At 68.1% G+C, this 12,618-nt stretch carries 14 protein-coding genes; 11 read left to right on the forward strand and 3 right to left on the reverse strand.

Annotation, left to right across the window (positions count from 1 at the left end):
• The first annotated feature begins 30 nt into the window (after positions 1 to 30).
• The 4 genes from ATK30_RS29015 to ATK30_RS29030 all read left to right on the forward strand — a co-directional run bounded on the left by ATK30_RS29015 (position 31) and on the right by ATK30_RS29030 (position 3,658).
• The gene (locus ATK30_RS29015) at positions 31 to 795 is read left to right on the forward strand and encodes an ArsR/SmtB family transcription factor (protein WP_244194751.1); all 765 of its coding nucleotides are present in this window, start codon (positions 31 to 33) and stop codon (positions 793 to 795) included.
• A gap of 303 nt (positions 796 to 1,098) precedes the next feature.
• Complete coding sequence (gene rho, locus ATK30_RS29020) at positions 1,099 to 2,166, forward strand: transcription termination factor Rho (protein WP_101438186.1); 1,068 nt, start codon at positions 1,099 to 1,101, stop codon at positions 2,164 to 2,166.
• A gap of 1 nt (position 2,167) precedes the next feature.
• On the forward strand, positions 2,168 to 2,659 hold the full coding sequence (locus tag ATK30_RS29025; protein WP_208637439.1) for a GNAT family N-acetyltransferase: 492 nt from the start codon (positions 2,168 to 2,170) through the stop codon (positions 2,657 to 2,659).
• A gap of 90 nt (positions 2,660 to 2,749) precedes the next feature.
• Positions 2,750 to 3,658, forward strand: coding sequence for a class I SAM-dependent methyltransferase (locus tag ATK30_RS29030; RefSeq protein ID WP_101438188.1), 909 nt, complete (start codon positions 2,750 to 2,752; stop codon positions 3,656 to 3,658).
• Here ATK30_RS29030 and ATK30_RS29035 read toward each other — a convergent pair.
• The gene (locus ATK30_RS29035; RefSeq protein WP_101441123.1) at positions 3,570 to 4,940 is read right to left on the reverse strand and encodes an APC family permease; all 1,371 of its coding nucleotides are present in this window, start codon (positions 4,938 to 4,940) and stop codon (positions 3,570 to 3,572) included. The two genes, ATK30_RS29030 and ATK30_RS29035, sit on opposite strands and share 89 nt — an antisense overlap.
• Positions 4,941 to 5,128: 188 nt before the next feature.
• Between ATK30_RS29035 and ATK30_RS29040 the strand changes: the two genes are divergently transcribed.
• From ATK30_RS29040 to ATK30_RS29050, 3 genes are all read left to right on the forward strand, one after another.
• The gene (locus ATK30_RS29040; protein WP_101438189.1) at positions 5,129 to 5,614 is read left to right on the forward strand and encodes an Lrp/AsnC family transcriptional regulator; all 486 of its coding nucleotides are present in this window, start codon (positions 5,129 to 5,131) and stop codon (positions 5,612 to 5,614) included.
• Between the two features lie 168 nt (positions 5,615 to 5,782).
• A complete protein-coding gene (locus ATK30_RS29045) occupies positions 5,783 to 7,171 on the forward strand; it encodes an aspartate aminotransferase family protein (RefSeq protein WP_101438190.1) in 1,389 nt (462 codons plus the stop codon).
• Between the two features lie 66 nt (positions 7,172 to 7,237).
• A complete protein-coding gene (locus tag ATK30_RS29050; RefSeq protein WP_009082327.1) occupies positions 7,238 to 7,645 on the forward strand; it encodes a hypothetical protein in 408 nt (135 codons plus the stop codon).
• Between the two features lie 59 nt (positions 7,646 to 7,704).
• Here ATK30_RS29050 and ATK30_RS29055 read toward each other — a convergent pair whose 3' ends face one another.
• Positions 7,705 to 9,189, reverse strand: coding sequence for an alpha/beta hydrolase (locus tag ATK30_RS29055; RefSeq protein ID WP_101438191.1), 1,485 nt, complete (start codon positions 9,187 to 9,189; stop codon positions 7,705 to 7,707).
• Positions 9,190 to 9,268: 79 nt separating this feature from the next.
• Positions 9,269 to 10,084 carry a class I SAM-dependent methyltransferase gene (locus tag ATK30_RS29060; protein ID WP_101438192.1) on the reverse strand — a complete coding sequence of 272 codons (816 nt, stop codon included), beginning with the start codon at positions 10,082 to 10,084 and terminating at the stop codon, positions 9,269 to 9,271.
• A gap of 55 nt (positions 10,085 to 10,139) precedes the next feature.
• On the opposite strand from ATK30_RS29060, the gene ATK30_RS29065 reads away from it, so the two are divergent.
• From ATK30_RS29065 to trxA, 4 genes are all read left to right on the forward strand, one after another.
• Positions 10,140 to 10,595: a MarR family winged helix-turn-helix transcriptional regulator gene (locus ATK30_RS29065; RefSeq protein WP_101438193.1), complete on the forward strand. Its 456-nt coding sequence runs from the start codon at positions 10,140 to 10,142 to the stop codon at positions 10,593 to 10,595.
• A gap of 84 nt (positions 10,596 to 10,679) precedes the next feature.
• A complete protein-coding gene (locus tag ATK30_RS29070; RefSeq protein ID WP_101438194.1) occupies positions 10,680 to 11,879 on the forward strand; it encodes an FAD-dependent monooxygenase in 1,200 nt (399 codons plus the stop codon).
• Positions 11,880 to 11,908: 29 nt separating this feature from the next.
• Positions 11,909 to 12,307, forward strand: coding sequence for a MerR family transcriptional regulator (locus ATK30_RS29075; protein WP_101438195.1), 399 nt, complete (start codon positions 11,909 to 11,911; stop codon positions 12,305 to 12,307).
• Complete coding sequence (trxA, locus tag ATK30_RS29080; RefSeq protein WP_101438196.1) at positions 12,304 to 12,612, forward strand: thioredoxin; 309 nt, start codon at positions 12,304 to 12,306, stop codon at positions 12,610 to 12,612. The genes ATK30_RS29075 and trxA overlap by 4 nt, the downstream gene beginning before the upstream one ends.
• Positions 12,613 to 12,618 lie beyond the last annotated feature (6 nt).

Consider the following 12,618-nt stretch of genomic DNA (forward strand, 5'->3'; position numbering starts at 1 on the left):
AGGCAGGCATTTGCCTGCCTTACTGTAAGTGTGCAACCTGACCTGGACAAAGTGTTCAAGGCGCTGGCGGATCCGACCCGCCGGTACCTGCTCGACCAGCTGCGCGAGGACAACGGGCAGACGCTGGGCGAGCTGTGCCGCCGGCTGGAGATGACGCGGCAGTCCGCGACTCAGCACCTCGCCGTGCTGGAGGCGGCGAATCTGGTGAGCAGCGTGCGCCGCGGCCGGGAAAAGCTGCACTACCTCAATCCGGTGCCGCTGCACGAGATGCAGGAGCGGTGGGTGAACCGGTTCGAGCAGCCGCGGCTGCGGATGCTCAGTGCCGTCAAACGTCGAGCAGAGGAAGCCATGAAGCCGAGTTTTGTGTACGTGACCTACATTCAGAGCACGCCCGAGCAGGTGTGGAAGGCGCTCACCGACCCCGAGGTGACCGCGCAGTATTGGGGCCACCGCAACGAATCCGACTACAAGCCGGGATCGCGGTGGGCGCACGTGCGGGCCGACGGGTCCGGGATCGCCGACATCGAGGGGGAGGTCGTCGAATCGGTTCCGCCGAAGCGCCTGGTCACCACCTGGTTCGACCCGAACGGCCCGGAGGACCAGGAACCGTCCCGCGCGACGTTCGACATCGAACAGCACGAGGGCATCGTCCGGCTGACCGTGACGCACGAGGACCTGCCGGACGAGAAGGCGCACCAGGACGTGTCCGGCGGTTGGGCGGCGGTGCTGTCGAACCTGAAATCGCTGCTGGAGACCGGGCACGTGCTGCCGCAGGCTCCGTGGGAGATGCCGTGACCGCCGCGGGCCGCCGGGAATAGACCGGGGGCAGGCGTTGTTGGGGTCTTGTGAGTGCCGGTGTTCACCGGGCAGCCGCTCGCAAGGCCCCTTTCGCTTGTGCGGCCGGATCCGATGCGCTACTCTCACCGCATACCCCAGGAAGTCGGCCCCGCCGCCCCGGGGTTCTGCCCTCTCCGTCAGCGTGAGTCCACGCGACGAGAATCGGCATTTTTCCCGAAGCCCGTCGCCTGACCCGCTTCGCCTCTCTGGCGGTCCGCGTTTCCGCGTCGACTGCCTCTGCCGCTCAAGGAGCCACAAACCATGACACAGCAAGGAATTCTCGACATCCACGGCAAGACCGCCGCACTGGGCTATGCCCCCGGCGGCCCGTCCGTGCCGCTGGAGCTGATCCGCAAACACGGCCTGCGCCGCGGCGACGAACTCGTCCTCGACGACGGCGAACTCGTCTCGGTCAACGGCCGCCCGCCCGGAGAAAAGCGTCCCGATTTCGACAACCTCACTCCGATTCACCCGAACCAGCGGCTGGTTCTCGAAACCAGCCGGCACCAGCTCACCACGCGCGTCCTCGATCTCGTGGCACCGCTGGGCAAAGGCCAGCGCGCACTGATCGTCGCCCCGCCGCGGACCGGCAAAACCACTGTGCTGCAAGCGATCGCGCAAGCGGTGGCGGTCAACCATCCGGAGGCGCACCTCATGGTGCTGCTCGCCGACGAACGTCCCGAAGAAGTCACGGACATGAGCCGCTCGGTGCACGGCGAGGTCGTCGCGTCCACTTTCGACCGCAAACCCGCCGAACACACCGCCGTCGCGGAACTAGCCTTGGAACGCGCGAAACGCCTGGTCGAAACCGGCCGTGATGTCGTGCTGCTGCTGGATTCCCTGACCCGCCTGGGCCGCGCGTACAACCTCGCCGCCCGCCCCTCCGGCCGAATCCTGTCCGGCGGGGTCGACGCCAGCGCCCTGCACCCGATGAAGAAAATCCTCGGCGCGGCAAGGAACATCGAAGGCGGCGGCTCGCTCACCATCATCGCCACCGCGCTGGTAGGCACGGGTTCCCTGGCTGACACGGTGTTCTTCGAAGAACTGAAAAGCACCGGCAATTCGGAACTCCGCCTCGACCGGATGCTCGCCGACCACCGCGTGTTCCCCGCAGTGGATTTCCTCGGCTCCGGCACCCGCCGCGACGAGCTGATCGTCCCACCGCAGGAACTCGCCGTGATGAACGAGGTCCGCCGCGCTTTGTCCACCCAGGACCCGAAACGAGCCGCGGAACAATTCCTGGACCAGGTCCGCACGACAAAGTCGAACGCGGAATTCATCGCGCGGGTAACCGCTTCGCTGACCGTTCCGTCCATGGCGGCTGCCTGAATTGGAGACCGAACGCCTCCGGCTGTCCCCGATCGGCCCGCATTGTGCCGATGAGCTGTACCGGTTGCACCAGGACCCCGGCATCGCCCGCTGGTACGGCGACTGGACCCGCGCTGAAGCGGAAGCCCGCGCCGCGGAGATCGGCCGAAGCTGGCACCGCGACGGCGTCGGCAAATGGCTGGCCTACCACCGGAAATCCGGAGAACTCGTCGGCCGCGATGGACTGTCCTATCAGGACGTTTCTGGTGCGCGACGACTGGAGATCGGCTGGGCGGTTCGCGAGGCGCACTGGGGAAACGGCTATGCCACCGAGATCGGCCTCGCTGGCCTGACCCGCGCCCGAGAACTCCGGGTAACCGAAGTTGTCGCCTTCACTGAGGTGCACAATGTTCGCTCCCGTGCGGTGATGGAACGCCTCGGCTTCACCTACCGCCACGACTTCCCGCATCGCGGCGAACCCTTCGCCCTCTACGCGATCTCTCAAAGCGATTGACCCTCCGTTGCCGAAGCGAAATCGCTCAGCTCTTTCGAAAAATTCCTTATTGTGCTATAGTCCCACAATACTGGGTTAAAGTCCGATCCCATGACTCCCAGCCGCACCGCTCTCCTTTCCGCCGCAGCACGAGCCGCGCATCTGCTCGTTGACGAGCGTCCGCCCATTTTCGCCGACCCGCTCGCGAAAACCCTCCTGGGAGACCGTGCCGAAGAACTGCTCGGCTACCACCTGTCCTACGGCAGCCACCCCGCCCTGTCCGGTGCTCGCACGACAGCCGTCACGCGCAGTCGCTACACCGAGAACCGTTTGGCGGAAATGGGCGTCGACCAATACGTGATCCTCGGCGCGGGTCTGGATTCCTACGCCTACCGTGGAGCCGACCACGTCCGCGTGTTCGAAGTGGACACCCCCGTCACGCAGCGCTGGAAGCGAACACTTCTGGCCGACACCGGCATCGCCACACCCAAGACAGTCGAGTTCGTCGCCGTTGACTTCGAAAAAGAACAACCACTGACCGGTCCCCTCGGGCAAGCCGGATTCGACCCCGCCCGCCCGGCGCTGGTCAGCTGGCTAGGCGTCACGATGTACCTCACCGAGGAAGCGATCAGCCACACTCTCCACGCGATCGGCAGTTTCGCCCCCGGAACGGAACTCATCGTCGAACACCTTCTCCCTGCCGCACTCCGCGATGAGGCCGGTCAGACCTACGCGGAGCTGGTCATGGCCGCAGCGGCCGAAAACGGCGAGCCCTGGCGAACCTTCCTCAGCACAGAGCAGATGGCCGCGCTCCTGCGCGACCACCTGCTCGAGCCGATCGAACACGTCGGCCAACGCGAAACGCTTGCCGATTGGGACCGCGGCGACGCACTGCGCCCGACCGAGCTGTCCGTCCTCACCCGGGCCCGGGTCAGGGCACCGTCACCAGCCACCGATCCGGCCGGCGCCGCAAATACCCCCACCAATACCCAGCCGAAATCACCAGCACCCCAGCGGTAATCGCCAGGTCCAGCAAGCTCTGCGACACCAGCACATACCCCAACACCAGCACCACGACGCCCGGCACCACCGGCCATCCCGGCATCCGCCACACCTGCGGACGCCGATGGGCCGGACGTCGCGCCCACAGCACGCTCACCGCGATCGCCAGGTACAGCGCGACCACGGCCACTCCGGTGACGCCGCTCAGCGTTTCCACCGGCACGAAACACAGCACCGCTTCCGAAATGCCGACCACGAGCGTCGCCACCCACGGCGCGCCGAATCGCGGGCTCACCACGCTCAACGCGCGATTCACCGGCTCCGGCCAAGCGCGGTCCCGCCCCGAGGCGTACAGCACGCGCGAATTCTGGATCACCATCACGATCACCGCGTTCACGATCGCCGCCGCGATGCACAGGCTCACGATCGTGCCGAAGGTCGAACTGCTCCAGCTCACCACGAGCGCGGTCAGGTCGAGGTTCCCGAGGGTCGCGAGATCCGGAACGCCCAGCGTGATCGCCACGACCGGCACCAGGATCACGACCGCGCTGACGCCGAGCGTCCAGAACACGGTCCGCGAGACCGTCTTGTGCGGTTCCCGCATCTCCTCCGCCAGGTACACCGCGGTCGAGAACCCTTGCACCACGAACAACGCCACCGCCAGTCCGGCGATCACCGAAACCAGCGCGATGGGATGCACGCCGTCCATGCTGGGCCGCACGAGCACCGCGGCCGGCCGGGCGCTGTGCGCGAAACCGAGCACGGACACCACGACGATCGCCACGATCTCGATCACCAGGAAAATCCCGGTCAGCCACGCGTTCGACCGCAGATTCACCAGGCCCATCCCGGTGGACGCCAGCATCACCGGCGCACCCGCCACCGAGGGATCGATGTGCACGGCCACCGCCAGGTAATCGGCCACCCCGATCGCGATGATCGGCGGCACCACCAGGATCACGATGAACGACAACATGAAGGTGATCCACCCGGCGAACCGGCTGACCACTGTCGACACCATGGCGTACTCGCCACCCGAACTCGGCACCAGCGTGCCGAGTTCGGAGTAGCAGAACGCGATCCCGACGCACAGCAGCACGGCGAGCCCGATGGCCAGCGCGGTGCCGGTGCCGAGCGAGCCGAACAACGGCGGGACAAGCACGAACAACGACGACGCCGGCGTCACGCAGCTCAGCGTCAGCAGGGTTCCGCCGCCGACCCCGATCGATCTGGTCAGCGAGCGGGGCGCGGGCGACCCGGCGGCAGTGTCGGTCTGGACGGGGACCGGTTGAGGCGGCATGGGGATCCCTCCGTCGGCGGCGCTGGAATTCGACGGATGGAACAGGACGGGTTTGCCGTTGTCAACGTCGGAAAGACGACGAAATCCGTTGTCCGGCACCCGGGCCGACAGTCCATCTGGACACTCTGCGCGACTGTTCGCCACGCCCCCGGTTGCCCGAGCGAGGGTCGACCCGACATGATCCGTGGATGCAGAGCCAGGACCCGAACCGGCCAGCGCCGCCGGTCGTCGACGAGATCTCGAAGCAGATCATCGCCCAGTTGCAAGAGGACGGACGGCGGCCGTACGCCACGATCGGCAAGGCGGTCGGGCTGTCCGAGGCCGCGGTCCGCCAGCGAGTGCAGCGACTGTCCGATTCGGGCGTGATCCAGATCGTCGCGGTGGCGGATCCCTTGCAGGTCGGCCTTCTCCGGCAGGCGATGGTCGCCATCACGGTCGACGGCCCGCTCGATCCGGTCGCCGACGCACTGGCCGAAATGGACGAGATCGAGTACGTCGTGCTCTGCGCCGGCCGCTTCGACGTACTGTGCGAGGTGCTCTGCGCCGACGACGAGGCGCTGCTCGACGTGATCTCCAACCGCATCCGGACGCTGCCCGGAGTGCGCACCGCGGAGACTCTCGTGTACCTCAAGCTGCGGAAACAGTCCTACCAGTGGGGCACGCACGGCGGGTGACGACGAAATCCGAAGATCCGTCCGCATTAGACTGCTGAAATTAGTCGTTCTGGGTGGCCGGGACGACTGATCCGCTTGCCAACCGGCGTGGGCTCGTGCGATAACCGAGAAGTCCGGCCGGTGCGCCACGGTGCGTGCCGGCAGCTTCGAGGCCCGTTTCGAGGAGCCATGACCACGACCGCCGAACCCGCCGGGATCATCACCGGCTCGGGCACTGCCGCACGCGACAACCTTTGGCTGCACTTCACGCGCCACAGCCGCGAGGACACCGCCGACATTCCGGTGATCGTGCGCGGCGAGGGCGCCTACATCTGGGACGACACCGGCAAGCGCTACCTCGACGGCCTCGCCGGGCTGTTCGCGGTGCAGGTCGGTCACGGCCGCGAGGAACTGGCCGAAGCCGCTGCGCGGCAAACGAAACAGCTCGCGTACTTCCCGCTCTGGGGTCACGCACACCCGCCCGCGCTTGAGCTGGCGGAGCGCCTTGCCGCCGCTTCGCCGGGCGACCTCAACCGCGTGTTCTTCACCGTCAGCGGCGGCGAATCCGTGGAAACGGCGTGGAAACTCGCCAAGCAGTACTTCAAGCTGACCGGAAAACCTACTAAGCACAAGGTGATCAGCCGCGCGCTGGCGTATCACGGCACGTCGCAGGGTGCGTTGTCCATCACCGGAATTCCCGGTGCGAAGGCCGATTTCGAGCCGCTCGTGCCGAGCACCCTGCGCGTGCCGAACACGAACTTCTACCGCGCTCCCGAGCACGCCGACGATTACGAGGCCTACGGCCGGTGGGCCGCGGACCAAATCGAGCAGGCGATCGAATTCGAGGGCGCGGACACGGTCGCTGCGGTATTCCTCGAACCCGTGCAGAACACCGGCGGATGCTTTGTCCCGCCGCCAGGGTATTTCGCCCGAGTCCGCGAGATTTGCGACAAACACGACGTGCTGCTGGTGTCGGACGAGGTGATCTGCGCGTTCGGCCGGGTCGGCTACGACTTCGCGGCCAAGCGGTACGGCTACCAGCCGGACCTCATCACCACCGCCAAGGGCCTGACCTCGGGGTACGCGCCGCTCGGCGCGGTGCTCGCGAGCGAGCGGCTGATGGAACCGTTTGCCGGCGGCGAGGCCACCTTTATGCACGGGTCGACCTACGGGGGCCATCCGGTTTCGTGCGCGGTCGCGCTGGCCAATCTCGACCTCATCGAGCGCGAGAACCTTTACGGCCACGTGCTGGACAAGGAAACCGCCTTCCGGGCGACCCTCGACCGGCTGACCGATCTGCCGATCGTCGGCGACGTGCGCGGCACCGGTTTCTTCTACGGCATCGAACTCGTGAAGGACAAAGCGACCAAGGAGACCTTCACCGCCGCGGAATCGGAACGGATTCTGCGCGGCTATCTCTCGAACGCGCTGTTCGAGGGCGGGCTCTACTGCCGTGCCGACGACCGCGCCGAGCCGGTGGTCCAGCTGTCGCCGCCGTTGATCTGCGACCAGCCGCAGTTCGACGAGATGGAGCAGATTCTGCGCGAGGCGCTCACCGGAGCGTGGAAATTGCTCTGACGCCCGCTGCCGCGAGGGTTGTCCCGCTACGCTGATCTTCGTTGCCTACCAACGGGAGGAAAGCGCGTGGCGCAGTGGAATGACCTGGTCGCCTACATCAGGCAGACCTACCGGGTGATCCGGGACGACCCGGGCGAAATCCGGATCCGGGTCCTGTTCGGCGACGACGCGGAGACGACGGGGCGGGCGCAGGTCGTGGTGATCGCGCGCGAGATCTTCGACCAGCGCGAGGACTGGGTGCAGATCGCGACCCCGTTCGCCCGCGTGGACGAGGTCGATCTGCTCACCGTGCTGACCGAGGTAGGCCAGACGCTGGTGGTCGGCGGGCTCGTGGTGATGGGCGAGCACCTCGTGCTGCGGCATTCGCTGCCGCTGCTGAACCTCGACCTCAACGAGTTCACCGATCCGCTCGAACTCGTCGCCGGTTCGGCCGAGCTGCTGGAGCAGCAGTTCACCGGGCGTGACGATTACTGAGCCGCCGCATCCACGAAAAAGCGGGGCCCTGATCCGATCAGGGCCCCGCTTTCCTTGTCTCAGTACGGCTGCACCACCGGCGGGCGCGGACCGTCCATCCTGGACTGGGCGCTCGGCTCGACCGCCGGGCAATGCTTGCCGCGGCCCGGGCTGGTGCCGTCGATCAGGAAAGCGTCCGCGGCGTCGGTGACGCATTGGCTCTTCTTGAAGTACGCGCCGTGGCCCCAGCCCTCGTAGGTGAGCAGCGGCGCGCCGGACTGCTGCGACGCGCGCGCCGCCCACTGGTACGGCGTGGCCGGGTCGTATCGGCTGTTCAGCATCAACATCGGCACGCCCGGCCGGATCGACAGCGGGTGCTGCGGGTTGCGCACCGGGCTCGGCCAGCCGGCGCATCCGGTCGCCGCGCTCCAGCCCAGCGGGGAGAAGTGCAGGTCAGGCGACACCGTGGCGAGGGCGCGACGGTAGCTGTCGAGCTGCGGGTAGCTGGTGACCGGCAGCCGCCAGTCGGAGCAGAAGATGCTGTTGAACGGGTTCGGAATGGGGAGGTCGTCCTTGGCGAAGGACGCTTCGGCCGGCTTTCCGTCGCGCAGGTCGACGAGGTTCTTCGCGAGCTTGTCCCAGGTGGGGCCGTAGAAGTTCTGCGAGACGAGCCCGACGAACGCCATCGGGTCGAGTTTGTCGTCCGGGGTGCCGAGGTCGCCGCGTTCGGCGCGGGCGTAAAGGTCCGCGACCACCGAACTCACGTCCTGGCCGTGCAGCGCGCACGACGTCGTCCGGTCGCACCAGGCGGTGAACTGCTCGAACAACTCTTGCGTGGCCTGGGTTTCCGTCTTCAGGAACTCCCAGGTGCTGCGGATGGAGTGGTCCATGTTGCTGTCGAGCACGAGCGCGCGGACCCGGTCCGGATACGCCTCGGCGTACTGCTGGCCCATCAGCGTGCCGTAGGAAACGCCGTAGTAGGTGAGCTTTTGGTCGCCGAGCGCGGCGCGGATCGCGTCCATGTCGCGCACGACGCTGCGCGTGTCGGAGTGGCTGGCGAGCGGCCCGGTGATCCGGTCGCAGCTGCGGCCGAGCGCTCGGTTGTACGCGAGCAGCTGCTGGAATTCGCCGGAATCCTTCGGCAGCACCGGGTTTTTCGCGGTGAGCTCGTCGAGTCCGCACTTGATCGCGGTGCTTTCCCCGACTCCGCGAGGATCGAATCCGACCGTGTCGAACCGTGCGGCGACCTTCGGCGACAGCGACCAGCCGCTCTGCACCTCACCCGCTCCCGCGCCGCCCGGGCCGCCGGGGTCCATGAGCACCGAACCGATCCGGTGCGCGGGATCGGTGGCCTTGCGCCGGGCGAGCGCGAGCTGGATCGTGCCGTCGCCGGGGCGGTCCCAGTCGAGCGGCACGGTGAGCTTGCCGCATTCGACCCCTTGTCCGGTGGGACACGGTTTCCAGTCGATCGCCGCGGGTGCGGCGCCTGCCGGTGCCGCGGTCAACAACGCCGTCGCCGCGGTGACCGCGGTCGTGGCGACGGCCAGTTTCCTGCCCAGACCCAATGCCCTGTCCCTTCGGCGTGAACTGGAGACGTCAGAGCCGTCGATCTTGCCAGAAGGTGACGGGTGCCATCAGGGCGGGTTACTGTCCTCTGTAGACAGACCGGGTGCTGGCGAGGTGTACCGGGAAGGCAAGCGGAATCAGCCCGTCGGGTCCAGTCAGCGCTGGGGCCTCGGCGAAAAAGGCGGCTTTCAGTGCGCTGGAAGCCGATTCGCTGAGCGGGAAGAGGTTGTAGGTGACGGAGAAGAAATCCCAGACCTGCTCGAGCGATCCGCTGAAGTCGATCTGCTCGGTGCGCCACTGAACCGGAACGAACCCGGCGGGAGCGAGGATTTCGTCCAGCCCGGCTCGAGTCCGGCACCGCTTGTCGCCCAACGGAGACAACCGCTGCTCAGCCGGGACGTCGGCGAGGGTTTCCCGCAGCAGCTTGCCGAACAGAGCGCGCGCGTCGTCTCCGGCCGCGCTGCCGCTGAGGACGAGCGCGAGTCGCCCGCCCGGCCGCAACACTCGCGCCAGCTCCGCGGCCACCTCGTCGATGTCGGACATCAGCATGAACGCCATGTGCGACACGCAGGAATCGAACGAGTGGTCCGCGAACGGCAGCTGTTGAGCCCGGCCCTCCGCCACCGATGCCGGACGCTGCCGGGCGAGAACCAGATCCCCGCTCGACACGTCGACCCCGATTGCCTGATGTCCGGCCGCGGCAAGCAGGTCGAGCAGGAAGCCGTCGCCGCACGCGAGATCGAGCACGCGCCCAGGCCCGGCGAGCTCGTCCCGGAGAAGTTCGTAGCTCGTCCGTCCGTCTGCGCCGCGCCCGTCGGCGAAACAGCGCGAGGTAACCGCCGGATGGCTGGCGTGGAAGGCACGAAAGAAGGTTTCTTGCGCGGACCTGGTCACTCTGCCAACTTACGCACCGGCGCGAAATCCCGCCCTCTCTTTGTAGAATCACCGGATGGCGGACGTGGTGCCCGATCGGCGCGAGGCTGAGGTCTGGTGTTCCTACCAGCGTGTGCAGCGGGCGCTCGGCAGCGCGCTCGACCGGCAGCTGGAGCGCGACGCCGGGATTTCCGGAGCCGACTATGCCCTCCTCGTCCCGCTCGCGAACGAACCGGACGGCGTGCTGCGGATGCGGGAACTCGGCGCGGCGGTCGAATGGGACCGCAGCCGGCTGTCGCATCACGTGAGCCGGATGTGCAAGCGCGGCCTGGTCGTGCGGGAGAACTGCACCGAGGACGCGCGCGGGGCGAACGTCCGGCTCACCGACGCCGGACGGGCGGCGGTCGCGGCGGCCCAGCGCCAGCACTGCGAACTCGTGCGCCGGTATTTCTTCGACCAGGTCAGCGGCCCCGAGCTGGACCTGCTCGGCCGCGTGTTCTCCCGGATGCTGGCCCGGCTGGCGCAGGACTGACCGAGGCCGTCAGCGCTCCGTGCGGGAGCGGTAAGCGGTGCGCCGCAGTCTTGCCGCATCGCCTACCGATCCAGGGGAGCAGAGATGACCAGCAAGACCGTTCTCGTGTCCGGCGCCAGCGTCGCGGGTCCGTCCGCCGCCTACTGGCTGCACCGTTACGGCTATTCGGTGACCGTCGTCGAGGCCGCGCCGCGGTTGCGGCCGGGCGGGCAGGCCGTCGACTTCCGCGGCGAGCAGATGAAGCTCGTCGAAGCGATGGGCCTGCTCGACGACCTGCGGGAGTACGAGACCGCGCTGCGCGAGCAGGTGCAGCTCGACCCGGACGGACAGCCCGCCTTCGCCCTGCCGAGCGGGTTCACCAACGGCGAGCTGGAAGTCCTGCGCGGCGACCTCGCCCGCATTCTCTACGACCACACCAAGGACTACACCGAGTACGTCTTCGGCGACCGCGTCACCTCGCTCGCCGAGACCGCCGACGGTGTCGACGTCACCTTCCGCCACGGCGCCCCGCGCCGGTTCGACCTGGTCGTCGGCGCGGACGGCATCCACTCCGGCGTGCGGACGGCCGCGTTCGGTCCGGAGGCGAAATTCCGCACCGACCTCGGTTACCACGTCGCCGGGTTCACCGCGCCCAACCACCTCCGTCTCGACCACGCGGGTCTGCTCTACAACGAACCCGGCCTCGGCGCGGTCGTCACCAGCCACCGCGATCCGGCGACCGTCACCGTCGGCCTCGCTTTCCGCGGCGATCCGGACGGGTACGGCCGCCCCGACCTCGCCCGGCAGAAGGACATCGTCACGGAGGTCTTCGCCGGTGCCGGATGGGAACTCCCGCAGCTGCTCACCGCGGTCGCCGACGCGCCTGACCTGTACTTCGACACCGTCGGCCAGATCAAGCTCGACAGCTGGTCCCGCGGCCGGGTCGTGGTGCTCGGCGACGCCGCCTGGTGCGCCGGACCGGGCGGATCCGGGACCGGTCTCGCGATGATGGGCGCGCAGGTGCTCGCCGGGGAACTGGCCGCGGCCGGCGGCGACCACGTGACCGCGTTCGCCCGCTACGAGCAGCGGCTGCGCAAACCCGCCCGCGTCGGGCAGCGCAACGGAGCCGGTTCGGGCGACTTCCTGGTCCCGGCCACCGCGGAGAAGCTGCGCAAGCGCAACCGGATGTACCGCTCGCTGACCGGTCCGATCGGCCGCCGCGTCTTCGAGTACATGGGCAGCCGCGCGGCGAACGCGGTCAAATTCCGCGAATACCCCCAGCCCCGCGCGCACGCCTTGCCTTGACGCCAGCGTAAAGGTTTAGCGTCGCTGTCATGCGGATCGGCGAACTGGCCCAGCGGGCCGGAACCACCACGCGGGCCCTGCGCTTCTACGAGGCCCAGGGCCTGCTCCCGGCGGCGCGCGCGGCGAACGGCTACCGCGAGTACGACGAGGACGACCTGCGCTTGGTCACGGAAATCCAGACCCTGCGCACGGTCGGATTCAGCCTCGACGACACCCGCCCGTTCGTCGACTGCCTCCGCACCGGCCACGAGGCGGGCGACGCGTGCCCGGCCTCGGTCGAGGTGTACCGCCGGAAGCTGGAGGAGGTCGAGGCCTGCATGCGCGACCTCGCCGCGGTCCGCTCCGCCCTGCTCGACAAGCTCGCCGCCGCCACCGCGCGCCCGGCCGATCCGTGCGCGGTCCCTGCCGAACTCGAGGAGTCCCGATGACCACCGACGCCACCTTCGCCGCCGACGTCCTGGAGCACGACCAGCCCGTCCTCGTCGACTTCACCGCCGACTGGTGCCCGCCGTGCCTCATGATCGCGCCGGTGCTCGCCGAGATCTCCGCGGAACGGCCCGGCCTCACCGTGCGCGAGCTCAACACCGACGAGAACCCCGAAACCATGCGCGCGTATCAGGTGATGGCGCTGCCGACGCTGATGCTGTTCCGCGATGGTGCCCCGGTGGCGTCGTTCGTCGGCGCGCGGCCGAAGGCGAAACTGCTCGCCGACCTGGACAAGCTGCTGGGCTGAACCGGT

This window comes from Amycolatopsis echigonensis, from assembly GCF_002846615.1.
Taxonomy (GTDB): domain Bacteria; phylum Actinomycetota; class Actinomycetes; order Mycobacteriales; family Pseudonocardiaceae; genus Amycolatopsis; species Amycolatopsis echigonensis.